We start from the raw sequence: 25,033 nt of genomic DNA, 5'->3' as shown, positions 1-25,033 counted from the left end.
CTGGGTTCAGGACGCTATGTTATTCGTCAGGCGCCACCGATCGCATGGCGTGCCACAAAGTGTCCTGGCGCCACCTCCAGCAGCGGCGCGACGTCCGGCTCATCCCCCAGCGGACGTACGGCGCTGGGGATCTCATCAACCATTAACGCCCGTTCGCGATGCCGGTGTGCCGGGTCCGCCACCGGTACGGCCGCCATCAGTTTGCGGGTATAAGGATGACGCGGCTGCTCAAACACCGCCTGGCGCGGTCCTGTCTCAACGATCTGCCCCAGATACATCACCGCTACACGGTGGCTGATACGCTCCACCACCGCCATATCATGCGAAATGAACAGAAAAGCGATGCCGGTTTCCCGCTGCAGATCCAGCATCAGATTGATAATCTGCGCCTGGACCGAGACATCCAGCGCTGACACGGACTCATCCGCAATGACCACTTTGGGATTCAGCGCCAGCGCTCGCGCAATACAGATGCGCTGCCGCTGGCCGCCTGAGAACTCATGCGGGTAGCGCTGCGCATGCTCCGGCTGCAGCCCTACCCGCTCCAGCAGCCAGGCAACGCGCTTCTCCGCCTGCGCGCGGCTCATCACGCGATGGACCAGCAGCGGCTCCATCACAGAAAAGCCTACCGTGAGGCGCGGATCGAGCGAGGCGTAGGGATCCTGAAAAATAAACTGAATATCGCGCCGCAGCGCCGCCAGCGCGCTCCCCTGCAGCGCGTCGATACGCTGACCGTTAAAGGTGATGCTGCCGCCCTGACTGGCGACCAGCCGCAGCAGTGAACGACCGGTGGTCGATTTACCGCATCCCGACTCGCCAACCAGCGCCAGCGTCTCTCCGGCATAGAGATCAAAGCTCACCTTCTCTACCGCGTGCACCCGGCGCGTAACCCGGTTAAAGAGACCGCTACGCAGGTCGAAGCGGGTTGTCAGATCGCGCACCTGCAGCACCGGCGGGCGATCGCGACGCACGGTATCCTGCGGCAGAGCCGGCGCCTCCTGCCCGGTGGTGCTCAGCAGAGGAAATTTTGCCGGCAGTGGCTGCCCGCTCATCGCGCCCAGCCGGGGCACGGCCGCCAGCAGCGCGCGGGTATAAGGCTGAGCCGGCGCGTTAAACAGCTGCTGCACCGGCGCCTGTTCGATAACATCGCCGCGATACATGACCTGCACGCGATCGGCCATTTCAGCGACGACGCCCATATCGTGCGTGATAAAAATCACGCCCATCTGCATCTCTTTTTGCAGCACGCGGATAAGCTGCAGGATCTGCGCCTGAATAGTGACATCCAGCGCCGTCGTCGGCTCATCGGCAATCAGCAGTGCGGGCCGGCAGGAGAGCGCCATCGCAATCATGACGCGCTGGCGCATCCCGCCAGAGAGCTGATGTGGATAACGCGACAGGATAGCGTGCGCATCCGGAATGCGTACCAGATCCAGCATGCGCCGTGCTTCAGCGAGCGCCTGCTGATGGCTCATCTTCTGGTGTAGTCGTACTGACTCAGCAATCTGTTCGCCCACGGTAAATACCGGATTCAGCGAGGTCATCGGCTCCTGAAAGATCATCGCCATGTCAGCGCCGCGCACCTGCCGCATCTGACCGGACGACGCGCGCATGACGTCCAGGATCTCCCCGTTTCGGCGACGCAGCTTTATCTCACCGCTGATCTCGCTGCCCGCCTGCTGAATCAGGCGCATCAGCGCCAGTGACGTCACTGATTTCCCTGAGCCAGACTCCCCGACCAGCGCCAGGGTTTCTCCCCGCAGCAGATCGAGCGAAAGATGACGCACCGCTTCAGTTTTACTCTCTTCATGCTGAAAAGTGACGCACAGATCGCGTACCGCCAGCACCTGTTGCTGTTCCATTCTGCCTGCTCCTTAGCTGTCGCGGTAAATGGCCACCTCAACGGCACCCTCAACGTAAGCAAAACCCCGGTACATGCCTTCGCTGTTAAACGGCAGTGCAAGGTTACCCTGTGCATCAACCGCAATCAGCCCGCCGCTGCCTTCCAGCTCCGTAATGGTGTCGTGGATGACGCTGGCGGTCGCCTGCTGCAGCGAGCGTCCTGCATATTTCATCTGTGCCGCAACATCATAAGCGGCCAGCGTTCGCATAAAGACTTCGCCGGTACCGGTGCAGGAGACAGCCACGCTGTCGTTGCTGGCATAGCAGCCGGCGCCAATCAGCGGCGAGTCGCCCACGCGGCCAGCCTGCTTGTTGGTCATGCCACCGGTTGAAGTCGCCGCGGCAAGATTGCCGTGCAGATCCAGCGCCACCGCACCCACGGTGCCGAGTTTGCGATCCTCATCCAGCGGCGTAGCAGCCGCGTCGTGATCGAGCTGCGTGGTGTTGCTGTCGCGCACGCGCAGCAGCTGCGCCAGGCGTTCTGGCGTTGAGAAAAAGTCAGCGGCAACGGGTTCCAGCCCCTGCGCCACGGCAAAGGCTTCTGCGCCGGCGCCGATCAGTAGCACGTGGGGACTCGCCTCCAGCACTTTACGCGCGGCGAGGATCGGATGTTCAATATGGCTGACGCCCGCTACTGCGCCCGCCTGCAGCGTGCGGCCATCCATGATGCTGGCGTCCAGCTCGTGTGTGCCCTGATGAGTGAACACCGCGCCCCGTCCGGCATTAAACAGCGGGCACGCCTCCAGCCGCCGCACTGCATCTGTCACCGCATCCAGCGCGCTGCCGCCCGCGGCCAGAATCTGCTGCCCCGCTGCGACAATGTCGTGCAGCTGCTGCCGGTATTGCTGCTCGCGCGCCGCGCTCATGGTACTGCGGGAAAGCGCGCCCGCGCCGCCGTGGATAGCGATTACTGCCCTGGTCATTAGCTGCACCTGTCAGGATTATCAGCAGAAAAAACACTGATTTAGAATGGTTTTCATCATTTTCAGACAATTTTCGACTATAGGAAGCACCCGGCAGCTTGTAAAGCAGAAAGTGCATCAGCCCTCATAACCTTTTCTCAGGCTTTATATCTTTTTCCTTTGCCGGCAGACCCCATTGGCGGCTCACCGCGCGATCTGTGCGGCCGCGCCAAACGGGTCTGGCCTTACGCCAGCGCCTTAACCCATAATAGGTGACATCTGACATTTATCCCCCAGGGAGCGATATGGAACCCAACACCGCAGGCTTAATTTCACTGGAAGAGGCGCAGCACATGATGCTGCAACCGCTGCAACCGGTCAGCGGGACTGAACAGGTTAGCCTGGCTAATGCTGCCGGGCGCATTACCGCAGAGGCGGTGGTTTCACCGCTGGATGTCCCCTCATTTGATAACTCCGCAATGGATGGCTACGCGGTACGGCTGAGCGATCTCGGCGCTGGCGCGCCGCTTACCGTGGCGGGCAAAGCCTTTGCCGGTGCTCCCTGGCACGGTGAATGGCCGGCAGGCAGCGCGATCCGTATTATGACCGGCGCTCCGATACCGGCAGGCTGCGACGCGGTAGTCATGCAGGAGCAAACGGAGCAGCACGCGGATGGTATTGTGATGACGGCGCCGGTAAGCGCAGGCCAGAATATCCGCCGTATCGGTGAAGATATTCGCGCCGGACATCAGGTTCTGGCAGCGGGGGTGCGACTGGGTGCCGCTGAGCTGCCGCTGCTCGCCTCGCTGGGTATTGCCAGGGTAACGGTACGGCGCAGGCTGCGCGTGGCGATATTCTCCACCGGGGATGAGCTGCAGGCGGTGGGTGAACCGCTGGCAGAGGGCCAGATTTATGACACCAATCGCCTTACCGTCTCTCTGATGCTCAGCAAGCTGGGCTGCGACGTCATCGACCTCGGCGTTATCGCGGACGACCCGGCCGCGCTGCGTCACGCCTTTACCACAGCAGACAGCCAGGCTGATGTGGTCATCAGCACCGGCGGTGTCTCCGTGGGCGAAGCTGATTTTACCCGGGAGATCCTCAACGAACTCGGATCTGTCAGCTTCTGGAAGCTGGCGATCAAGCCAGGTAAACCGTTCGCTTTCGGCCAGCTGGCGAATAGCCTGTTCTGCGGGCTGCCGGGCAATCCGGTCTCCGCCGCCGTGACCTTTTATCAGCTGGTGCAGCCGCTGCTGGTCAGGCTGAGCGGCCAGACAACGCCGGCAATGCCGCTGCGCCAGCGTGCGCGAACGCTGGATCGCCTGAAAAAATCGCCGGGGCGCCTCGATTTTCAGCGTGGCGTGCTCAGCCGCAGCAGCGAAGGTGTGCTGGAGGTGCGCTCCACCGGAGCGCAGGGTTCACATGTTTTCAGTTCGTTTGCGCTGGCCGACTGCTTTATTGTGCTGGAGCGCGAACGCGGTACGGCAGAAGCGGGTGAATGGGTTGAGGTTGAGCCCTTTAACAGCCTGCTGGAGGGGTAATGTCACGCGAACTGACGCATGAAGAGATGCTGCGCTATAACCGGCAGATTGTCCTGCGCGGCTTCGACTTTACCGCACAGGAGCAGCTCGCTGAGTCACGCGTGCTGATCGTCGGCCTGGGGGGGCTGGGATGCGCGGCTGCCCCCTGGCTCGCCTCCGCCGGCGTGGGGTATCTGACGCTGCTCGATTTTGATACCGTCAGCCTGAGCAATCTGCAGCGGCAGATCCTGCATCGTGATGAGACGATTGGCCAGCCCAAAGTAGAATCAGCGCGCGCGCAGCTGGCGGCAATCAATCCGCACTGCATTATTGAAACCTGTGACGTGCAGGCCGACGATGCGACGCTGAGCGCACTGATTGCGCGGCATGACGCGGTGCTGGACTGCACAGATAATGTGGCCACGCGTGAGCAGCTGAACCGCCTCTGTTTCCGGCAAAAAGTCCCGCTGATTTCCGGTGCGGCGATCCGCATGGAAGGTCAGCTAAGCGTTTTTACCTGGCAGCCTGGCGAGCCCTGTTACCGCTGTATCAGCCGCCTGTTTGGCGAACAGACGCTGAGCTGCGTGGAAGCTGGCGTCATGGCCCCGCTGGTGGGCGTAATCGGCGCGATGCAGGCGATGGAGACGCTGAAACTGCTTACCGCGTTTGGTGAACCCGCCCGCTCTCGCCTGCTGATGTATGACGCAATGCGCGCTGAATTTCGCAGCATGAAAGTGATGCAGGACGCATACTGTGACGTGTGTGGCTCCCCCTGAAATGCAAACAGGCCGCCCGGTGGGGCGGCCTGTTAAGCAGACAGAATGAGCAGGATTATGAAATGCCCTGACTGCGCAGGTAATCTTCATAGTTGCCGGTGAAGTCAACGATGCGCTCACCTTTCATCTCCATCACGCGCGTCGCCAGCGAGCTGACAAATTCACGGTCATGTGAAACAAAGATCAGCGTGCCTTCATACATCTCCAGCGCCATGTTCAGTGATTCGATCGATTCCATATCCAGGTGGTTGGTCGGCTCATCCATAATCAGAATGTTAGGCTTCTGCATCATCAGCTTGCCAAACAGCATCCGGCCTTTCTCACCGCCCGACAGCACTTTGGCCGGTTTTTTGATGTCATCATGGCTGAACAGTAAGCGGCCCAGTACGCTGCGCACGGCCTGTTCATCATCGCCATCCTGCTTCCACTGGCTCATCCAGTCGAACACGCTAAGGTCTTCGGCAAAATCTTCGGCATGATCCTGTGCGTAATAGCCGATGCGCGCATTTTCAGACCATTTAACGCTGCCGCTGTCCGGCGTTAATTCGCCCACCAGCGTTTTCAGCAGCGTGGATTTACCGATACCGTTGGCACCCAGAATTGCCAGCTTCTCGCCCACTTCCAGCATCAGATTCAGCTTATTAAAGAGCGGGCCGTTATCAAATCCTTTCGTCAGCGCTTCAACTTCCAGCGCATTACGGAATAATTTCTTATCCTGCTCAAAGCGAATATAAGGGTTCTGACGACTGGAGGCTTTGACTTCATCCAGTTTGATTTTATCAATCTGTTTTGCGCGCGATGTTGCCTGACGGGATTTAGAGGCGTTAGCACTGAAGCGGCTGACAAAAGATTGCAGGTCAGCAATCTGCGCTTTCTTTTTCGCGTTATCGGCCAGCAGACGTTCGCGCGCCTGCGTCGCCGCGGTCATATATTCATCATAATTACCGGGATAAACGCGCAGCTCACCATAATCAAGATCCGCCATATGGGTGCAGACCATATTTAAAAAGTGACGGTCATGCGAAATGATGATCATGGTACTGTTACGATCGTTCAGCACCTGCTCAAGCCAGCGGATAGTATCAATATCCAGGTTGTTCGTCGGCTCATCAAGCAGCAGAATATCGGGATTAGAGAACAGCGCCTGCGCCAGCAGCACACGCAGTTTCCAGCCCGGTGCGATTTCGCTCATCGGCCCGTAATGCTGCTCCACCGGAATACCGACGCCCAGCAATAACTCACCGGCCCTGGATTCCGCGCTATATCCATCCATTTCACCGTAGGCGACTTCGAGATCGGCAACTTTGTAGCCTTCTGCTTCACTCATTTCTGGCAGGGCGTAAATACGATCGCGCTCTTCTTTTACGGCCCAGAGTTCCTGATGCCCCATTATGACCGTATCCAGCACACTATATTGTTCAAAGGCAAACTGATCCTGACGAAGCTTACCAATACGCTCGTTGGGATCGAGTGAGACATTGCCGTTGGTAGGCACCAGATCGCCGCCCAGTATTTTCATAAAGGTCGATTTACCGCTGCCGTTTGCACCGATTAAACCGTAACGGTTACCCCCGCCAAACTTAACGGAGATATTTTCAAACAGCGGCTTGCTGCCGAACTGCATAGTGATATTGCTGGAAACTAACACGGCATTGACCTTTGTTACACGGTGGATGAAAAAACAGCGGGCATTATGCCAGAGATGGGCTATATGAGCCAGTCTGCGCCTGGCGTTGGCGCAGCTTTTACGCAAAGGGATTGTTAGCAGACGCAAAATAGTGTTGCCGGCATCCGGCAGCAGACGCTTCTCGCCTGCCGACGTTACGTCATCGTTATCAGTTAGCGCAGTTTGTTACACAAATTAAAACGTCAGCCAATAAAAAAAGCCGGGGGCAATATGCCCCCGGCTCCCATATACAAGGATTGCGTCGCTTATTTAATCAGGAAACTGTCCAGGCTCTTGCCGGCATCCAGCGCTTTTTTAATCGCTGCTGGCGTGCGGCCCTGACCGGTCCAGGATTTTTCATCACCGTTTTCGTCGGTATAAGTATATTTAGCCGGACGCGGTGCGCGCTTGGCGCGTTTTTTACCGGTTTCAAGTGCGCCCAGTAATTCGTTAGGATCGATGCCATCAGCCAGCAGCATTTCGCGATATTTAGACAGCTTCTCTTCTTTTTCGCGGTTTTGCGCTTCTTCGGCTTCAACTTCTTCACGACGCTCAGTCACAACGACAGTTAATTTTTCCAGAATCTCTTCCAGATCGCTCAGTGGCAGTTCACGCGCCTGCGCACGTAATGTGCGAATGTTGTTCAGTACTTTAAATGCGTCACTCATCACAATGTCCTTGTTTAAGGGGTATAAATAAACTGTAGCGGCAAGATTACCCAATTCAAATAAAAAAATAAATTAATTTTGCAGACCGGATTATTCTTAACAGGTTCGCTTATTGTTATTGTTCAGTAAGGATAACCCTCACCGGTTAACATTAAGCGTTAATAAACTGATAAGGTTTCCCGGCAGCTGTTGCATTGATATCGATTTCATTTGCTAATCCCGCGAGCGAAACAAGTAGTTAGCAAAATTTTAGTTTGTGACATTCTGCAGGCGAAGCGTAAAAATAATTAATCATGTATCCCTTATTCACTTTTAATGCGCGTTTTAATGATGTGGCTCTCAGCCTGACTGACAGACTAAAAAGAAAAACCGGCCTGCGCCGGTTTTATCAGGGAAATCTATTTTTAACTACCCTTTTGGGCCGATGGCCTCATTACCTGACGCGGCGATGTTTCCGTCAGCCAGTCGCGCAGATAATGTTCAATCTGCTCCAGTGAACGATTACGGGTTTCCGGTACGCAGCAGAAAACAAACAGCGTTCCGAACAAGCCGGCTGCGGCAAAAATAAAAAAGGCACCTGACAGCCCCACCCATGCAAGCAGCAGCGGAAACAGTAACGAGATAGTAAAATTAGTCAGCCACATGGCAAATACCGCCCCGCCCATAAATATACCGCGCAGCCGCGTCGGAAAAATTTCGGATAAGAGCAGCCAGGTAACCGGTGATAACGCTCCCTGCTGAAAACTTAAAAACAGCAGCATGCCCAGCAGGACCATATAGCTGCGCAGCATATCAGGCTGACCGTTTACCGTTTCCGGCATGAAGTAGCTGACGGCCCCGATCAGAACCAGGCAGGCGGTACATCCTATCTGTCCGATAAGCGCGAGGGGGCGGCGTCCGATACGCCCAAGCAGCCAGATCCCCGCAAAGGTCATCAGCACTGAGATAACGCCATTGGCGATAGTAGCAACCAATGCCGCATTATCATCCATACCGACTGCTTTCAGCATTACCGGCGCATAGTACATGATGGTGTTGACGCCGGTGAGCTGCTGAATAGCGGCTATGCCTGTGCCGATGAAAAAGAGCTTCAGCAGCCAGGGCTGGCGTAACTCCCGCAGACGCGGACGCTGCTGCTGCTCCTCTTCCAGCGTCTCAGTGATTTCGGTCATCTCCCACTCCACGTCCTCACGTGCGCGGGTCCGCTCCAGGACTCTGCGGGCTTCAGCCAGACGCCCCTTCATGGCATACCAGCGCGGCGTATCCGGCATAAACATCATGCCAAACCAGAGCAGCACTGCGGGCAGCGTCGCCACCGCCAGCATCCAGCGCCAGGTACTCTCACCGCCCCAGGCGGCATGAAACCCGGCATTGGAGATATAAGCCAGCATCTGGCCGGAGACGATCATCAGCTCCTGCATTGTGACCAGCTGACCGCGTTTATTGGCAGGTGCCATCTCCGCAATGTAAACCGGAACGGTGGCAGACGCGCCGCCGACGGCGACCCCGAGGATCAGGCGGAAGAAAATCATCCATTCAGCATCCGGCGCCAGCGCCGTGCCCAGCGCGCCGGCCGCAAAAATGGTTGCCAGTACCAGAATGATTTTTCTCCGCCCGACCGCTGCGGCAAAATGCCCCGATATCAGCGCACCAAATGCCGCACCAAACAGCAGGCTGCTGGTGACAAGGCCGGTGGTTAATGGCGTCAGATGTATATCATCCCCCATGAATAGCAGTGCGCCGGAGATAACGCCGGTGTCATAGCCGAACAGCAGTCCGCCGAGGGTGGCAACGGCCGCAATAACTTTAACAAAGGGTTCAGTACGCGTATTACTGTTCGGCCCTGAGGCTTTATTGAGGGTAAGCCAGGTTTCACGAGGCATAACTAACTCCATTTCTGAAAGATGCATCAAAAATAGAGTATTTTTGCCATAAAAATTAAATATGAAATTTTAGTTTTGCCATGTTCATCATAACTGATGCCAGGAAATCAGATGCCGATCACATAAACTCAGCGTGAATATCTTTTTATGTCAGCGACAATACGCTCAAAATTTAATCCTTACATAAAAAGGAACATTTATTTCAATTATCAGGTCGTCCCGGTGGCGGGACGACCCGGGGGTCAGTTGACCTGCGTGGCCGGACCAAATACTGCGTAATCCGGCAGAGTCACCTGCTGATAATTTTCCCAGCCGCCGCCCAGCGCTTTATAGAGCGCGACCAGATCGAGCGCGCTTTGCGTACGCGCCTGAACCGACTGTGCTTTTGCCTGCGCCAGCTGCCGCTGCGCATCCAGCACGTCAAGAAAGGTCGTCAGGCCCTGTCGATAGCTGTCGCTGGCCAGGTCGAATGTCCGCTGCAGTGCGCCGGTAGTTTCATCCAGCGCGGTAACCTGCTGCTGATCCGCCCGGTAGCTGACCAGCGCATTCTCCACATCCTGCAGCGCCGTCAGCACTGTCTGCCGGTAATCCAGCGCGGCGCTGGCCTGCTGTGCCCGCGCCAGCTTCACGCTGGAAACCAGCCGTCCGCCCTGGAAAATCGGAATAGAGAGTGACGGACCGATGCTAAAAAAGTGGCTGCTCCAGTCATCAAGGTAGCTGGCGTCGGTGTTCCTGACCCCGAGCTGCCCCGTCAGGGAGAGATCCGGGAAGAGGCTGGCAACCGAGACGCCAATATTGGCGGTCTGCGCGTGAAGCGTGGCCTCAGCCTGACGAATATCGGGCCGCCGGCGCGCCAGCGTCGCCGGGATCCCCACCGGTACCAGTCCAGGCAAAGCCGGCAGCGCTTTCGCCGTCATCAGCTCACTATCCAGCGCACCGGGCGTTTTACCGAGCAGGACCGCCAGACCGTTCATCGCCTGCCGCGCCTGCGCCTCATACTGCGGCAGCTGCGCATTAAGCGAGGCGAGCTGCGCCCGGGCATTTTCCACATTTGTCGCCGGTGCCAGCCCGTTTTGCTGCTGGCTTTGCGTCAGCTCCCAGGTCTCCTGCGCCACCTTTATCTGCGTCTGCAGCGTAGCCAGCACCGCCTGCGCCCCGCGCAGCTGCAGATAGGCGCGCGCCACTTCAGCTTCCACTGAAATCAGCACGTCGTCACGCTGTGCGACAGCCGCCTGCTGCTGCGCATCGGCGGCCTCCATCTGCCGGCGTACCTTGCCCCAGATATCCAGCTCCCAGCTGGCATCAAAGCTGCCCTGATAGAGCGTTACGGAGTGGTTCAGTCCATCCAGCTGTCCGGCGATATCATCATCCACCCGATCGTATACGCCGTTGGATTTCAGCAGACCTTTCAGGCCCAGCTGCTGGCGCGTGACTTTAGCTGAGCCATTCAGCGCGGGAAACAGCCCCCCGCGCGCCTGCGCCAGCTGCTGCCGCGCACCGGCGATGCGTAACACCGCCTGCTGCAGCGAGAGGTTACCGCTGATGGCGCGATCGATCAGGCTATTGAGCTGCGGATCGTTAAAGCTGCGCCACCAGAGCGGGTTGGGTGCGGCGGCCAGTGGCTTAGAGGTTTCCTGTGACGACAGTGCGCGAAAGCTGCCGGGCGTCTGCGGGCGCGGGGGCTGATAGTCGGGGCCGACGGCACAGCCCGCCAGCAGCAGCGTCAGCGGCAGCGCAACGCGCGAAAAGGTTCTCATTTTAGTGTGCTCCTGCACTGCCTTCGCTCTTAATCGGCGAAAGTAACCAACATAGAGGGATCAGTATCATGGCGACGATGCTCAGTCCCGTGAACACGTCGATATAGGCCAAAATGCGCGCCTGAGCGATCATCTCCTGATAGAGCTGACCTGCGGCAAGCTGCAGCGGATCGCCAGCTACCTGCGTAAAATCGCGGATCGCCTGAGCCCACTGCTGCAGTGTCAGGTTGAACTGCTCATTCAGCGGCGACATGTTATGCACCATGTGCGCGGAACGCACCTGTTCACGCTCGGTGATCCCGGCGGTTGCCAGTGAGATACCGATAGAGCCGGCCACGTTACGAAACATGGTAAACAGCGCGGACGCATCGGCGTTAAGCTTCTGCGGGATGGTGACAAACGCAATGGTGGTAAGCGGAACAAACAGAAAGCCCAGCCCGATAGATTGCGCGCTGCGCATCATCACCAGGGTTTTAAAATCCACGTCCGGCGTCAGCGTACTGGAGTAAAAAAAGGCCAGCGCCAGGCAGCTGAAGCCGAAGGCGATAATATAGCGAGTCTGCACAACTGGCATCAGCTTCAGTACCAGCGGAATGGTCAGCACGATCAATACGGCTCCGGGCGACAGCACCAGTCCTGACCAGGTGGCGGTATACCCCAGATCCTGCTGCGCCAGCTGCGGCAGCACCACTGAGCTGCCGTAGAGGATCATAGCCATACCGGCCATCAGCAGACCGGCGACCCAGAAGTTGCGATCTTTCATCACGCGGATATCCACGACCGGCTTACGCGCATAAAGCAGCCAGTAGACCGCGCCCACCAGCCCCACCGCGGCCAGCATGGCGAACAGACGAATAAAGTGCGAAGCGAACCAGTCTTCATCTTCACCGCGATCGAGAAACACCTGCAGACAGCCAAGGCCAAGCGTGATCAGGCTGATGCCGATATAGTCAATTTTCAGCCGGCCTTTATCCCACTTGCGCTCCCACGGCGGATCTTCAAGCAGCTGGTAAATCGCCAGCACGGTTAAAATCCCTACCGGAATATTAATAAAGAAGACCCAGCGCCAGCTGTAATTGTCGGTGATCCAGCCGCCCAGCGTCGGGCCAATCACCGGTGCTACGATAATCGCAATCGAAGAGAGGCCAAAAGCTTTGCCGCGATCGGCAGGCTTGAAGTAGTCGAGCAGTACCGATTGCTGAACCGGCTGCAGGCCACCGCCAAAAAAGCCCTGCAGCACACGAAACAGAATGATTTGCCACAGCTCGGTGGCAATGCCGCAGAGAAACGAGCAGATAGTGAACATCACAATACAGATCAAAAAGAACTGCTTGCGACCAAACAGACGGCTGAAGAAGGCGGAGATCGGCAGCACAATGCCATTCGCAACCAGGTAGGAGGTGAGTACCCAGGTGGATTCGTCATAGCTGGAGGAGAGCGAACCCGCAATATGCGGCAGCGCAACGTTTACGATGGTGGTGTCCAGGATCTCCATGAACACCGCCAGCGTAACCGTGATGGCGACCAGCCAGGGGTTGCTGGCCGGGCGCCAGCTCTCGCCTGCACTCATTCTACTGTCACCTCAGGCTCTACCGAGAGTCCAAGCGGCAGTGGATGAGCAGGATCCAGTCCGCTATCGATAACGATTTTAACCGGGACGCGCTGCACAATTTTCACATAGTTACCGGTAGCGTTTTCCGACGGGAAGGCGGAGAAACGTGAGCCTGACCCCATCTGGATGCTGTCGACGTGGCCGTGCAGTTTCATATCAGGCCATGCGTCCACGCTGATCTCGACTTTGTCACCCGGATTCATGCGCGCCAGCTGTGACTCTTTAAAATTAGCGGTGATCCAGATGTCGGGTGACACCAGCGAAAAAAGGGCTGACCCCGCCTGCACCAGCGTACCGAGCTGCACGTTGCGTTTGGTGACAAAACCGTCGTAAGGGGCACGTACTTCAGTGTAAGAGAGATTCAGCTCTGCGGTATTAAGCTGCGCCTGCGCCTGTTCCACCTGCTGCTGGCGCGCTTCCACATTTGTTTCCTGTTGCCGAATCTGCAGTTTGACCTGTGAGGCGACCTCAACCTGCGCTTTAGCACTCTGCAGCTGCGCTTCCGCTGAGCGCAGCTGCGCCGCGGCGGTATCGATATTACGCTGAGACGTGGCGCGGGGATCCACGCCGCGCTGCCGGCGGTAATCCGCCTGCGCATTAAGTAAGTTCGCCTGCGCGCTCGCCTGCTGCGCCAGCGCCTGATCGCGCTGCGCCGGATACTGCACGCGCGACAGCGCCAGCTGCGCCTGCGCCTGATGCAGCTGAGCCTGAGCCAGCCCCAGCTGTGCTTTTGCCTGATCGCGCTGTGCAGCACTGTCGCGCGGATCGATCACCACCAGCAGATCGCCTTTTTTTACCCGCTGGTTATCTTTTACCAGCAGCTGCACCACGTAGCCTGAGGCTTTAGGTGCCACGGTAACGGCGTTACCTTCCGTAAAGGCGTCATCGGTGGTTTCAATATTGCGGGTGGTAAACCAGAACCAGAACCCCACTATCAGCATAATCACCACAACAATCGCGAGAATAATCAGCGGCTTTTTACCCGGTCGCTTACGCGGCTGATCGTCATCCCTGTTTTTGTCCTGCTGCTGCTGGCTGTTGTCCTGCTGCGGATCGTTGTCGTTATCTGACGGCTTCTGCGGGTCCTGCTGCTGATTTTCGCTCATAATTTGTCATCACTGGCTGAAAGCCCGATCCCCGGGCATAAACGGTCAACTTAACATTAGATAATAAATTGACAAATTCCAGTGTAACTTTACATAAGCAGAGACGGGCGGCACGTTATGCCACAGCGGTGGCTAAGGCGCTGAAAAGCCAGCGCCCGCACTCAGTGAAGCCACTGCAGCAGCAGCCAGCCGCACAGCATTGACCACGCCAGCATCGGCAGTGAGTAGAGATGAAAACGCCACCAGACTGCTTTGTCCTGCGCCATGCGCAGCGCAATCAGGTTGGCCAGCGAGCCTGGCAGCAGGCCAAAGCCGCCAATATTCACCGCCCAGGCGAGCACCACAGAGGGATCGGTTTTTTGCAGCAGCAGGATAGTGGCCGGGACATTACTGATAAACTGCGACAGGCCGATAGCCAGTAAATAGATACCGCCCTCCCCCAGCTGTCCGATACGGGCAAACCACGGCTGCAGCGCAGGCAGATGCATGAGCAAAAAGACGTCGATAAACATTGCGACAAAAACCAGTAGCAGGCTCCAGTCAATGGCGGCCAGCACCCCTCGCGCCATGATCAAAAAGCAGGCGGCGACCAGCAGCAGCGCCCAGCCCGTTATCTTCAGCTCCAGCGCCACGATAAATACGATATAGAGCAGCAGGCTGACGCTGAACAGGCGCCGGCTCCACTGCTGCGACCCGGCGTCACTGTGTTTATCTATGTGCTGCGCCGGAAAGCTCCACCAGGTCAGCGCGACCAGCGTTATCATCAGCACGGCTGCCAGCGGCAGCATCTGCAGGATGAATCCGCCCACGCTCAGCGAGCCGTGACTCCACAGCAGGATATTTTGCGGATTGCCGACCGGGGTCAGCAGCGATCCGGCGTTAACCGCCAGTGCTTCAAAGATAATGAGCCGCGAGACCGGCAGATGGGAAAATTTGCGCAGCGTCAGCGTCAGCGGCACCAGAATAAATAGCGCGACATCGTTGGTCAGAAAGGTTGAAAGCAGCGCGGCGGCGCAGACCATAAACAGCGCCAGCGCACGTTCATGCTGAAAGCGCTGAATCAGGCGAGCGCCCAGTACGTCAAAATAACCGCTGTTCTCCAGCCCTTTCGTCAGCATCAGCAGGCCGGTCAGCGTCATGATGGTCTGCCAGTCGACGGAAGCCGGCAGCTGCGACCAGCGATACTCTGCCAGCGGCAGCAGTATCACACCCAGCAGTAACAACAAATGCAAAATACGGTCACGCATTAAGGATCGAAGCACGATGGGCATGATAGCGGCAGGCCTTATAAGTTAGCGATTCTCATAAAATTTCTGAAAGACGGCCAGGGTTTCGTCGCTGACGTGATGTTCCAGCCCTTCAGAGTCGCGGCGTGCGGTCTCCGGGCTGACGCCTAATGCCAGCAAAAACGTTTCAACGATATGGTGGCGAACGCGGCTCGCCTCGGCGAGTTTTTCACCTTCCGGCGTCAGGAAGACGCCACGATAGGGCACCTGCTCTACCAGGCCGGTGGTGCTCAGGCGCTTCAGCATTTTTGCCACGGTAGGCTGCGATACGCCAAGGCGCGCCGCCATATCCACCTGACGCGCCTCACCAAATTCACGAATGAGATCGGAGATCAGCTCGACGTAATCATCAATCAATTCACGACGATGAGCTTCGCGCACCTGACGAAAGCCTTCAACATGCTCCTCAATATCCTTAAGCGGCCCCTGAGGGGTATTGATGGCATTTTTCGCACGACGACTCATTAAGCTTCCTCTTTATTATCTGCCGCACCTTACCTGCCGTGCGGACTGGCTGCGCTCATTGTAAACCAGGCGCAAATAAGCACAAATTTTTCATGAATAGTGTTGGCTAAAGAGTATAGCCAATGCTATCTTTGTACATGATGTAAGCGAAAAGCGTGAAAAGGCAGCAATGTCCGGTACGCACCAACGCTTACGCATCATCTGTTATTCATGGGGAGGTGAAGATGAGCACCCTGAAAAACTGCCTTGATTGCGGCAAATGCCCGCAAGCCGCTCAGCGCAAGCCCGCTTTTGATATCAAATCGCTGCTCTGCCTGTTCAGCCGCTCGCCCTTTGCGCTCCGCCTGATGCTGCTGGAAAAGCTCGCAGGCAAAAAGTGCGAACGCCCGTGCAACCAGATTATCTGGCGCGGCTGAAAGCCCGCAAGGCTACTGCTTAACCCGCCCGATGGCGGGTTTTTGTTTTTCTGCTCTGCTGCACCGGCACCCTCTTCAGGCAAAAAAAAACGGCCCCCTGCGGGACCGTTTCATGTGCAACTCTGGTCTAAGCTAAACTTAGAAGCTGTAGCCGACGCCAGCGATCCAGGTGCCTACGTCAACGTTGCGGATGCGGCTCTGCTCGTAGCCTACGTCCAGTGCAACGTTTTCAATTGGGTTGAACTGCATACCTGCGCCGTAAGCGATGCCTACGTCGCTGCTGTCAGATTTAGACTGACCGGCAGATTCGTTCTGCTGGAATTTACCGTAGCCGATACCTACAACGCCGTAGATGCTCGCCCAGTCGTTCAGACGGTAAGCCGGGCCGCCGGTGAAGCCGTAGTACTGGCCTTTGTTATAAACGCCATCTTCAGTACGATCTTTTTCGGTGTAGGTGAAAGAACCGATCCAGCCCAGTGGGTTTGAACCGTCTTCGTAGCGGTATTTCAGGTTGAAGCCGTTAGCTTTGTTAGCAACGCCCTGATAATCGCTCTGTGCGTAACCGCCAGAAACGGTGCTCTGTGCCATGGCTGAGCCAGCAGAAACTGCCAGTACACAAGCCAGTGCTGAAAGACATGCAATTTTTTTCATAACCACCTCAAATGTGAAAATACTTCTCTCCTGACAACGCTAAAAATATAACAAAAGTTAGGGAGAAACTCTGCCCGGATTTTGTTGTCCAAGAGATTGTTTGGTGTAACAGAAAGTTAATGAAGTTTCCTATGTCATTCATTTTACTTATAAAATGCCTCCCTGTTTAGTTCAATAATTCTGCGAACAAAAAATGCCTTTAAGTAAATTCCTAAAGTAATCTGACAATTCTTTACAAAATTGGCCCTGTAAACGGCTCTTTTTTAGCCATTTTCTGAAGCGAAACTGGCCTTATTTTTTCCCGTCAGCCTGCAATTGCTTTAAGCTACTCTCCTTCGCTCACCCCTCATTTCCGGAATCGACAACAGGATGTCTGCGCCTCTTTCTCGTAAAAATAGCTTTCCCGTATGGCTGCCCATTGTGATTTTGCTCTTCGCTATGATGTCGCTGCAGGGTGGCGCCTCGCTGGCAAAATCACTGTTTGACGTCGCGGGCGCGCCCGGCATCACTGCGCTGCGTCTCGGACTCGGTACGCTGCTGCTTTGTCTCTTTTTCAAACCCTGGCGTTTGCGCTTTACTCCGGCGCAGCGTAAACCCCTGCTGATTTACGGCCTGGCGCTCGGCTGTATGAACTTTCTGTTTTACCTCGCCCTGCGGACAATCCCGCTGGGTGTGGGCGTGGCGCTGGAGTTTCTCGGTCCGCTGGCGCTGGCGCTGGCAGGCGCGCGCCGCCTGCTTGATTTTCTCTGGATAGCGCTGGCAGTCGCCGGGCTCTGGTTTCTGCTGCCAATCGGTGACGGCATCAGCCATATTGATCCGCTCGGCGCACTGCTGGCAGTAGGTGCCGGCGTCTGCTGGGCAATCTATATCCTCTCTGGACAGCGTGCCGGCGCGGAGCACGGCCCGGCAACGGTGGCAATGGGCTCGCTTATCGCTTCTGTTATCTTCGTGCCGCTGGGACTGCTGTTTGCCTCCCCCGGCATCTGGCACTGGGAGATCCTGCCGCTGGCGCTGCTGATCGCCCTGCTCTCCAGCGCAATTCCCTATTCACTGGAGATGATTGCCATGACCCGCCTGCCGGCGCGGATTTTTGGCACCCTGATGAGCCTCGAACCGGCTGTCGCGGCCCTTTCCGGCATGCTGTTTCTGGGTGAACAGCTTACCCTGCCGCAGTGGTCAGGACTGCTGGCGATTATCGCCGCGTCGGCAGGCACCACGCTGACCATGCGCCAGAAAGCCCGTCTGAAAGAAGTCGCCTGAGTTACGCTTAATTAACGCTGTCTATCGCAGCCTGTTATTTCAGCAGGCTGCGCCGGCATCCGGAATCATTATCATTCCGTTATTGCATCGCCGGGCCGTTATTATTTTGTCACACAGATAACATCTTTAAGACCTATATAATAAGCCATTGATTATGTTTACTTAATTCATGATTGCATCCGCAACGCTGCATGACGTCTTTATCTATCTCTGCTATCGGCCAGATCGCTTCAGCATATTTTATAACAGCTGCTATACTTATTTCCGTGCTTGATTAGGACAACATCAATTAGAGGACATAAATGATGAGTACCGCAAAACTGGTTAAAAACAACGCTTCCGATCTGATTTACACCCGCAATGATGTGGCTGACAGCGAAAAGAAAGCCACCATTGAGGTGCTCAACCGTCTGGTTGTGGAATTCATTGACCTGTCCCTGATCACCAAACAGGCGCACTGGAACATGCGTGGCGCAAACTTTATTGGCGTGCATGAGATGCTGGATGGTTTCCGTGCTGCTATCACCGAACATCAGGACACCATCGCTGAGCGCGTGATCCAGCTGGGTGGCGTAGCGCTGGGTACCACGCAGGTCGTGAATGATAAAACGCCGCTGCAGAGCTATCCGCTGAACATTCACAGCGTTCAGGATCACCTGAAAGCGCTGGCCGATCGCTACGCCATTGTGGCTAACGATACCCGCAAAGCGATCACCGAAGTCAAAGATGAAGATACTGCCGATATCTTTACCGCAGCGTCCCGTGACCTCGACAAGTTCCTGTGGTTTATCGAAGCCAATATCGAATAATCATCAGAGGCGGGTTAACCCGCCTTTTTTTATTGCTTCAGATCCGCTTTTTTGACCCTGTTAACACTTCTTTCATCCCACCCTTTCCTTGTCATTATCCTGATGCACACTGTGGCTGCACCAAAAATGTTTCATGCACCATAATAGTGCCCACAAATGGTGCAAACGATCATTTTTCTGCAAAATCGTGTCAGCTGACAGCCCTGCCGCCGGTAATTTCGGGCTGTTATTAAAGTTGGCATAATTTTTTCATATGACAGTCGTAGTGCAGACCATCAGGTCTGCAGAGCAATAAAGGATAAAATGATGAAGTCTCTGTTTAATGTCTCTGTGGCCGCGCTGGCGCTGGCCTTTTCTCTTTCTTCTACTGCCGCAGATAAAAAACTGATTGTCGCAACCGACACCGCATTTGTTCCTTTCGAGTTTAAGCAGGGCGACAAATATGTGGGTTTTGATATCGACCTGTGGGATGCGGTGGCAAAAGAGCTGAAGCTCGATTACACCCTGAAACCTATGGATTTCAGCGGTATTATTCCGGCTCTGCAAACCAAAAATGTCGATCTGGCGCTGGCCGGTATTACCATTACTGACGAACGCAAAAAAGCTATCGACTTCTCTGATGGCTACTATAAAAGCGGTCTGCTGGTGATGGTGCGCAATAACGAAAACGAGATCAAAGGCATTGACGATCTCAATGGCAAAACCGTTGCGGTAAAAAGCGGAACCGGTTCGGTGGACTACGCCAAAGCGCATATCAAGACCAAAGATTTGCGTCAGTTCCCGAATATCGATAACGCCTATATGGAGCTGGGAACCAATCGCGCCGACGCCGTGCTGCATGATACGCCGAATATTCTCTACTTTATCAACACCGCCGGCAAAGGTCGTTTCAAAGCGGTTGGTGAGTCTATTGAAGCTCAGCAGTATGGTGTGGCGCTGCCAAAAGGCAGTGATGAACTGCGTGACAAAATCAACGGCGCGCTGAAAACGCTGCGCGACAACGGTACGTACAACACAATCTATAAAAAATGGTTCGGTACTGAGCCAAAATAATGCCTGCATAAGCGGGCTTATGCAGCAGGGCGCCCTTTGCGCCCTGCTTTTACCTTTTCCATTGCAACATATTCCGGAGTAACACCATGGAGTTTGACTGGAGCGTCATCTGGCCAGCCCTGCCGATTCTGATCGAAGGCGCCAAAATGACCCTGCTGATTTCCGTTCTTGGCCTGATAGGCGGCCTGATTATCGGCCTGGTGGCTGGCTTTGCCCGCGCCTACGGTGGCTGGATCACCAATAACGTCGCGCTGGTATTTATTGAGCTGATCCGCGGCACGCCCATTGTCGTGCAGGTCATGTTTATTTACTTTGCGCTGCCAATGGCTTTTCCCGATCTGCGCATCGATCCTTTCACGGCGGCAGTCGTGACCATCATGATCAACTCAGGCGCCTATATTGCTGAGATTACGCGCGGCGCCGTGCTCTCTATCAACAAAGGCTTTCGCGAAGCGGGACTGGCGCTGGGCCTGTCACGCCGCGAGACCCTGCGCTATGTGATTATGCCGCTGGCCCTGCGCCGTATGCTCCCGCCGCTGGGCAACCAGTGGATTGTCAGTATTAAAGATACCTCGCTGTTTATTGTTATCGGCGTGGCGGAACTGACGCGACAGGGCCAGGAGATTATTGCCGGTAACTTCCGTGCGCTGGAGATCTGGAGCGCGGTTGCCATTATCTATCTGATTATTACGCTGGTGTTGAGCTTTGTGCTGCGCCGTATTGAGAAAAGGGTGAAAATCCTGTGATTGAATTTAAAAACGTCTCTAAAAATTTCGGTCAGACGCAGGTTCTGCACGACATCAATCTGAAAATTAATCAGGGCGAAGTGGTGGTGATTATCGGTCCTTCCGGTTCCGGTAAATCCACGCTGCTGCGCTGTATCAACAAACTGGAAGAGATCACCAGCGGCGAACTGATTGTGGACGGCATGAAAGTCAACGATCCGAAAGTTGATGAGCGGCTGATCCGTCAGGAAGCGGGTATGGTGTTTCAGCAGTTTCATCTGTTTCCACAGATGAGCGCGCTGGATAACGTCGCCTTTGGTCCGATTCGCGTCCGCGGCGCGAAAAAAGAGGAGGCCCACAGGCTGGCGCGCGAGCTGCTGGGCAAAGTGGGCCTGGCGGAACGGGCGCATCATTTTCCGGCTGAACTCTCCGGCGGTCAGCAGCAGCGCGTGGCCATTGCGCGGGCGCTGGCCGTGAAGCCAAAAATGATGCTGTTTGATGAGCCGACGTCCGCGCTCGATCCGGAGCTGCGTCATGAAGTTCTGAAAGTGATGCAGGATCTGGCCGAGGAAGGCATGACGATGGTGATCGTCACGCATGAAGTGGGGTTTGCACAGAAAGTCGCGTCGCGCCTGATCTTCATTGATAAAGGTACGATTGCGGAAGATGGCGATCCGGATACCCTGATTACCGCGCCGCCAAGCGAACGTCTGCGCGAGTTCCTGCAGCACGTTTCCTGACGCGCTGCGCGCGCTGAATAAGGCCGCACCGGGTAACCGGGCGGCCTTTTTATCGGGTGATACGCTTAGCGCTTCATCCGCTGCGCGCGGGTGGCGGGCGTCATAAAGCTCCAGGCGAGGAAGCGGCTCTGTTTCTGACCCTGCGCCATATTGACGATGCGCACCTCACAGGCCTCCGCCGCAAGCCGATCGCGCAGCGCCGGTAAGTTCTCTTTTCGCGAAACCAGCGATGTAAACCAGACAATGCTGCTGCCCTGCGCGACGCTCTCATCGATCATCCTGCCGATAAACGCCAGCTCGCCCCCTTCACACCATAACTCAGTCTGCTGACCGCCAAAATTGAGCGGCGCGTTCTGCTTCAGTCCCAGATTGCGTACTTTGCGCTGGCTGCCCGCTGCAGCATCAGCTGCCGATGCGTGAAACGGCGGATTGCACATCACGGCATGGTAGCGCTCATTTTTATGGATCACGCCGCTGAAAATCGCCTGCGGCTGTTTCTGGCGACGCAGACGTACCGCACGCTGCAGGCCGGGATTACCCGCCACAATCTGGCTGGCGGCGGTAATCGCCTCAGCGCTGGTATCCGTACCGGTAAAACGCCAGCCATACTCGGCGTGGCCAATCAGGGGATAAATGCAGTTGGCGCCGCAGCCAATATCCATGACGTCCAGATCGCGCGGGATCGCCCCGCCGTTATCACCCGCCAGCAGATCGGCCAGCGCGTGAACGTAATCAGCACGCCCCGGTACCGGCGGCGTCAGATACCCTTCCGGCAGCTGCCAGTTAAGGTTATAAAAGAGCTTCAGCAGCGCCTGATTAAGCAGCATTACCGCCTGCGGATCGGCGAAATCGATCGACTGCTCGCCGTGACCGTTAGGACGAACCTTCGGCGCAAGCGGCGGATGCGCGGCAATCAGCGCAGGAAAATCGTAACGCCCCTGATGGCGATTACGCGGATGAAAGGGCGCACTGGCGGCTGGCTTATTCATAGTCTCTCCGGAAAGTAAGGCGGGCGTAAGATACTCCGGCTGCCGCCAGCGCACAATCCGCTTACCGCAATTTTACGTTTACACCAGACTCTCTGCGAACCCTTTTACTGCAATGCACGCCGCCTGCCGCGACGTGCCTTCACCCTGACTCAGGAGTTTTTATGACGCGCCATCGCTACAGCTACCAGCCCCGGACCGGACACGGCCTGCCCCACGATCCGCTGAACGCCATTATCGGTCCGCGTCCGATTGGCTGGATCAGCTCCCGGAGCGGCAGCGGCCAGGATAATCTTGCGCCGTACAGCTTTTTTAACTGTTTTAATTACCAGCCTCCGATCATCGGCTTTGCCAGCAGCGGCTGGAAAGACAGCGTGCAGAACATCAGCGAAAGCAAGGTGTTTGTCTGGAATCTGGCCACGCGTCCGCTGGCGGAAGCGATGAACGAAAGCTCCGCCTCGGTCAGCAGCGATGAGTTCGCGCTCGCGGGCCTGACGCCGGTTGCCGCTTCCCATATCGACTGCAGCATGGTGGCAGAGAGCCCGGTTAACTTTGAGTGTCGCCTGACGCAGCTGATCCGGCTGCAGGATGCGCAGGGCGGGGAGCTGGAGAGCTGGCTGGTGCTGGGTGAAGCGGTCGCCATTCATATTGATGAAGCCCTGCTGGAGGATGGCATTTACCAGACCGCCAGAGCGCAGCCGATTCTGCGCGCCGGGGGGCCTTCTGCCTATTACGGCATCAGTGAGGCGCAGCGTTTTGATCTGGTCCGCCCGGACGCGCGTAAGCGGTAAGCGTTTAACGCTTTCCTGCCGCCAGCAGCGCGCCGATCAGCTGCTGCAGCACCGGCTGCAGCTGTGAGGCGCGCGCTGGCTGCCAGGCAAAAGTCAGCGACTCATCCATATAGTTGTGCTGCGCCAGCTCCAGCTGTACCGCCTCGACGCCCTGCGCCGGCTGACCATAGGCGCGCGTAATATAACCGCCTTTAAAACGGCCATTCAGCACCCAGCTATAGCGCTGCTGAGCCTTACACACCTGCCCCAGCGCGTCGCTCACCGCCGCTGAGCAGCTGGCGCCATCACTGGTTCCCAGGTTCAGATCGGGCAACACGCCGCTGAACAGCCGGGGCACCCGTGAAGCGATAGAGTGCGCATCAAACAGCAGCGCATAGCCATATTGCGCTTTCAGGCGCGCCAGCTCCTGCTGCAGCTGCTGATGATAGGGCTGCCAGAGGGTCTGCAGATAGCGCTGACGCGTCGCCCGATCCGGCGTCATGCCCGGTCTGAACACCGGCGTGCCGTCAAACAGCGTCTCTGGCCAGAGTCCGGTAGTGGCGGTGGTATAGAGCGGCCGGTCGTCAGGCGGCCGGTTGAGATCGATAACGAAACGGGAATAGCGTCCGGTCAGCACGCTGGCGCCGATATCCTGCGCAAAATCGTACAGCTGCGGCAGATGCCAGTCGGTGTCCGGCAGCGGGCGTGCCGCGTCGCTCAGCCCCGCCTCAACCTCCGGCGTAAGCTGCGTACCGGCATGCGGTATTGAGATCAGCAGCGGCAGCCTGCCCGGTATAAAATCAAAGCTCATTGTGCTTCTCCACGATAGATAACCCGGCACGGCAATTCGCCGCCCAGCCAGTAAGCCAGCTCGCCCGGACGCGTCAGCGGCCAGTGAACAAAGCTGGCGACTTTGCCCGCCTCCAGTGAGCCGTGCGTCTGCTGCAGACCCAGCGCTTTCGCGCCCCACAGCGTCACCCCCGCCAGCGCCTCCTCCGGCGTCATGCCAAACAGCGTACAGCCCATATTCATCATCAGCCGCAGTGAAAGCGCGGGTGATGTCCCTGGATTAGCATCGCTGGCGAGCGCCATCGGGACGCCGTAGCGGCGGAACAGCGCGACCGGTGGCCGCTGCGTTTCGCGCAGCAAGTAGAACGCTCCCGGCAGCAGCACAGCAACGGTGCCATGCTCTGCCATCGCGCGGACATCCTCCTCGCTGGCGTACTCCAGATGGTCAGCGGAGAGCGCGCCATAGCGTGCGGCCAGCGCCGCCCCGCCCTGCGCCGAGAGCTGCTCAGCGTGCAGTTTGACCGGCAGATCCAGCGCGCGCGCCGCATCAAACACCGCGCTGACCTGCGCAGGCGACAGCGCCAGATGTTCACAGAACGCATCCACCGCATCCGCCAGCCCCTCCTCTTTTACCCGTGGCAGCAGCCGCTGGCAGATAATATCGATCCAGCCCTGCGGATTGGCGTGAAACGCCGGCGGGATCGCATGTGCGGCCAGGCAGGTTGCGATGACATCAGCCGGCACGCCGGCTGCCAGCTGGCGTATGGCCCGCAGCATTTTCAGTTCGCTCTCTTCATCAAGCCCGTAACCCGATTTGATTTCTACCGTGGTGACGCCCTCCGCCAGCAGATGCGCCAGCCGCCCGCGCGCTGACGCCACCAGCGCCTCCTGTGAGGCGGACCGCGTGGCGCGTACCGTGGCGAGAATACCGCCGCCCTGCGCAGCAATTTCTGCATAGCTGGCACCGTTGAGACGCTGCTCAAATTCCGCGCTGCGATCGCCGGCGAACAACAGATGCGTATGGCAATCCACCAGCCCCGGCGTGATGATGCCGCCGCTAAACGTATGCCGCTGACGCGGCGCAAATGCCGGCAGTTCACTGCGCGCCCCGACCCATATCAGTACGCCGTTATCCACGGCCAGCGCGCCATCGGTGATGATGTTGTAGCGCCCGTCGCGCAGCGTAACGATATCTGCGCCCAGCCACAGGCTGTCGATCTGCTTCGCGTCTCTCATGCCCTGTTCCCTGCGTACGGGCGATTTACACACCCGGTTAAAGTATGTATATGTA

Annotated in this window: 23 protein-coding genes; 9 read left to right on the top strand and 14 right to left on the bottom strand. The window is 57.0% G+C overall.

Annotated features, from left to right (window positions below):
• Positions 1–26 precede the first annotated feature (26 nt).
• Together gsiA and F3J39_RS02010 are read right to left on the bottom strand one after the other, a co-directional pair.
• Positions 27–1,862 (bottom strand): glutathione ABC transporter ATP-binding protein GsiA, encoded by a 1,836-nt coding sequence (gsiA, locus tag F3J39_RS02015; RefSeq protein ID WP_145339179.1) that lies wholly within the window; start codon positions 1,860–1,862, stop codon positions 27–29.
• A gap of 12 nt (positions 1,863–1,874) precedes the next feature.
• Entirely contained in the window at positions 1,875–2,825 is a 951-nt protein-coding gene (locus tag F3J39_RS02010; protein WP_166713788.1) for an isoaspartyl peptidase/L-asparaginase, read from the bottom strand.
• A 284-nt stretch (positions 2,826–3,109) separates the two neighbouring features.
• Here F3J39_RS02010 and moeA point away from each other — a divergent pair, with 284 nt between their 5' ends.
• A complete protein-coding gene (gene moeA, locus F3J39_RS02005) occupies positions 3,110–4,345 on the top strand; it encodes a molybdopterin molybdotransferase MoeA (RefSeq protein ID WP_166713787.1) in 1,236 nt (411 codons plus the stop codon).
• The gene (gene moeB / locus F3J39_RS02000; RefSeq protein WP_166713786.1) at positions 4,345–5,100 is read left to right on the top strand and encodes a molybdopterin-synthase adenylyltransferase MoeB; all 756 of its coding nucleotides are present in this window, start codon (positions 4,345–4,347) and stop codon (positions 5,098–5,100) included. Before moeA ends, moeB begins: the two co-directional genes overlap by 1 nt.
• 55 nt (positions 5,101–5,155) lie before the next feature.
• On the opposite strand, the gene F3J39_RS01995 is transcribed toward moeB, so the two are convergent.
• The 8 genes from F3J39_RS01995 to mntR form a co-directional block, all read right to left on the bottom strand.
• The gene (locus F3J39_RS01995; RefSeq protein WP_039383434.1) at positions 5,156–6,748 is read right to left on the bottom strand and encodes an ABC-F family ATPase; all 1,593 of its coding nucleotides are present in this window, start codon (positions 6,746–6,748) and stop codon (positions 5,156–5,158) included.
• 284 nt (positions 6,749–7,032) lie between these two features.
• Positions 7,033–7,434, bottom strand: coding sequence for an H-NS family nucleoid-associated regulatory protein (locus F3J39_RS01990; RefSeq protein ID WP_039383432.1), 402 nt, complete (start codon positions 7,432–7,434; stop codon positions 7,033–7,035).
• Between the two features lie 404 nt (positions 7,435–7,838).
• A complete protein-coding gene (locus F3J39_RS01985) occupies positions 7,839–9,317 on the bottom strand; it encodes a sugar porter family MFS transporter (RefSeq protein WP_108569731.1) in 1,479 nt (492 codons plus the stop codon).
• A gap of 242 nt (positions 9,318–9,559) precedes the next feature.
• On the bottom strand, positions 9,560–11,074 hold the full coding sequence (locus tag F3J39_RS01980; RefSeq protein ID WP_071669026.1) for an efflux transporter outer membrane subunit: 1,515 nt from the start codon (positions 11,072–11,074) through the stop codon (positions 9,560–9,562).
• A gap of 1 nt (position 11,075) precedes the next feature.
• Positions 11,076–12,644 (bottom strand): DHA2 family efflux MFS transporter permease subunit, encoded by a 1,569-nt coding sequence (locus F3J39_RS01975; RefSeq protein ID WP_071669025.1) that lies wholly within the window; start codon positions 12,642–12,644, stop codon positions 11,076–11,078.
• Positions 12,641–13,792 (bottom strand): HlyD family secretion protein, encoded by a 1,152-nt coding sequence (locus tag F3J39_RS01970; protein ID WP_071669024.1) that lies wholly within the window; start codon positions 13,790–13,792, stop codon positions 12,641–12,643. The genes F3J39_RS01975 and F3J39_RS01970 overlap by 4 nt, the downstream gene beginning before the upstream one ends.
• Before the next feature lie 161 nt (positions 13,793–13,953).
• Positions 13,954–15,063, bottom strand: a complete 1,110-nt coding sequence (locus tag F3J39_RS01965) for an SLC13 family permease (protein ID WP_166713785.1) — start codon at positions 15,061–15,063, stop codon at positions 13,954–13,956.
• Between the two features lie 21 nt (positions 15,064–15,084).
• On the bottom strand, positions 15,085–15,543 hold the full coding sequence (mntR, locus tag F3J39_RS01960) for a manganese-binding transcriptional regulator MntR (RefSeq protein ID WP_039383416.1): 459 nt from the start codon (positions 15,541–15,543) through the stop codon (positions 15,085–15,087).
• A 224-nt stretch (positions 15,544–15,767) separates the two neighbouring features.
• On the opposite strand from mntR, the gene F3J39_RS01955 reads away from it, so the two are divergent.
• On the top strand, positions 15,768–15,959 hold the full coding sequence (locus tag F3J39_RS01955; protein ID WP_071669023.1) for a hypothetical protein: 192 nt from the start codon (positions 15,768–15,770) through the stop codon (positions 15,957–15,959).
• A 138-nt stretch (positions 15,960–16,097) separates the two neighbouring features.
• Here F3J39_RS01955 and ompX read toward each other — a convergent pair whose 3' ends face one another.
• Complete coding sequence (gene ompX, locus F3J39_RS01950; RefSeq protein ID WP_094111982.1) at positions 16,098–16,610, bottom strand: outer membrane protein OmpX; 513 nt, start codon at positions 16,608–16,610, stop codon at positions 16,098–16,100.
• 369 nt (positions 16,611–16,979) lie between these two features.
• Here ompX and rhtA point away from each other — a divergent pair, with 369 nt between their 5' ends.
• The 5 genes from rhtA to glnQ all read left to right on the top strand — a co-directional run bounded on the left by rhtA (position 16,980) and on the right by glnQ (position 21,197).
• The gene (rhtA, locus tag F3J39_RS01945) at positions 16,980–17,870 is read left to right on the top strand and encodes a threonine/homoserine exporter RhtA (protein WP_039383412.1); all 891 of its coding nucleotides are present in this window, start codon (positions 16,980–16,982) and stop codon (positions 17,868–17,870) included.
• 305 nt (positions 17,871–18,175) lie between these two features.
• Positions 18,176–18,679: a DNA starvation/stationary phase protection protein Dps gene (gene dps, locus F3J39_RS01940; RefSeq protein WP_039383410.1), complete on the top strand. Its 504-nt coding sequence runs from the start codon at positions 18,176–18,178 to the stop codon at positions 18,677–18,679.
• Between the two features lie 306 nt (positions 18,680–18,985).
• Positions 18,986–19,732: a glutamine ABC transporter substrate-binding protein GlnH gene (gene glnH, locus F3J39_RS01935; RefSeq protein WP_039383409.1), complete on the top strand. Its 747-nt coding sequence runs from the start codon at positions 18,986–18,988 to the stop codon at positions 19,730–19,732.
• An 86-nt stretch (positions 19,733–19,818) separates the two neighbouring features.
• On the top strand, positions 19,819–20,478 hold the full coding sequence (gene glnP / locus F3J39_RS01930; RefSeq protein ID WP_039383407.1) for a glutamine ABC transporter permease GlnP: 660 nt from the start codon (positions 19,819–19,821) through the stop codon (positions 20,476–20,478).
• Positions 20,475–21,197: a glutamine ABC transporter ATP-binding protein GlnQ gene (gene glnQ, locus F3J39_RS01925; RefSeq protein WP_039383405.1), complete on the top strand. Its 723-nt coding sequence runs from the start codon at positions 20,475–20,477 to the stop codon at positions 21,195–21,197. Before glnP ends, glnQ begins: the two co-directional genes overlap by 4 nt.
• A gap of 65 nt (positions 21,198–21,262) precedes the next feature.
• On the opposite strand, the gene rlmF is transcribed toward glnQ, so the two are convergent.
• The gene (rlmF, locus tag F3J39_RS01920) at positions 21,263–22,186 is read right to left on the bottom strand and encodes a 23S rRNA (adenine(1618)-N(6))-methyltransferase RlmF (protein ID WP_039383403.1); all 924 of its coding nucleotides are present in this window, start codon (positions 22,184–22,186) and stop codon (positions 21,263–21,265) included.
• Positions 22,187–22,347: 161 nt separating this feature from the next.
• On the opposite strand from rlmF, the gene F3J39_RS01915 reads away from it, so the two are divergent.
• Positions 22,348–22,974, top strand: a complete 627-nt coding sequence (locus F3J39_RS01915) for a flavin reductase family protein (RefSeq protein ID WP_071669021.1) — start codon at positions 22,348–22,350, stop codon at positions 22,972–22,974.
• Between the two features lie 4 nt (positions 22,975–22,978).
• On the opposite strand, the gene hutG is transcribed toward F3J39_RS01915, so the two are convergent.
• Both hutG and hutI read right to left on the bottom strand, forming a co-directional pair.
• Positions 22,979–23,764: an N-formylglutamate deformylase gene (gene hutG / locus F3J39_RS01910; RefSeq protein ID WP_094111979.1), complete on the bottom strand. Its 786-nt coding sequence runs from the start codon at positions 23,762–23,764 to the stop codon at positions 22,979–22,981.
• Positions 23,761–24,978, bottom strand: coding sequence for an imidazolonepropionase (gene hutI / locus F3J39_RS01905; RefSeq protein WP_039383397.1), 1,218 nt, complete (start codon positions 24,976–24,978; stop codon positions 23,761–23,763). Before hutI ends, hutG begins: the two co-directional genes overlap by 4 nt.
• Positions 24,979–25,033: the final 55 nt, after the last annotated feature.

The sequence above is a fragment of the Pantoea sp. Acro-807 genome, assembly GCF_011752675.1.
GTDB lineage: Bacteria > Pseudomonadota > Gammaproteobacteria > Enterobacterales > Enterobacteriaceae > Pantoea > Pantoea eucrina.
Note: the sequence above shows the minus strand (reverse complement) of the source record. Positions and strands in the feature narration are given on the sequence as shown.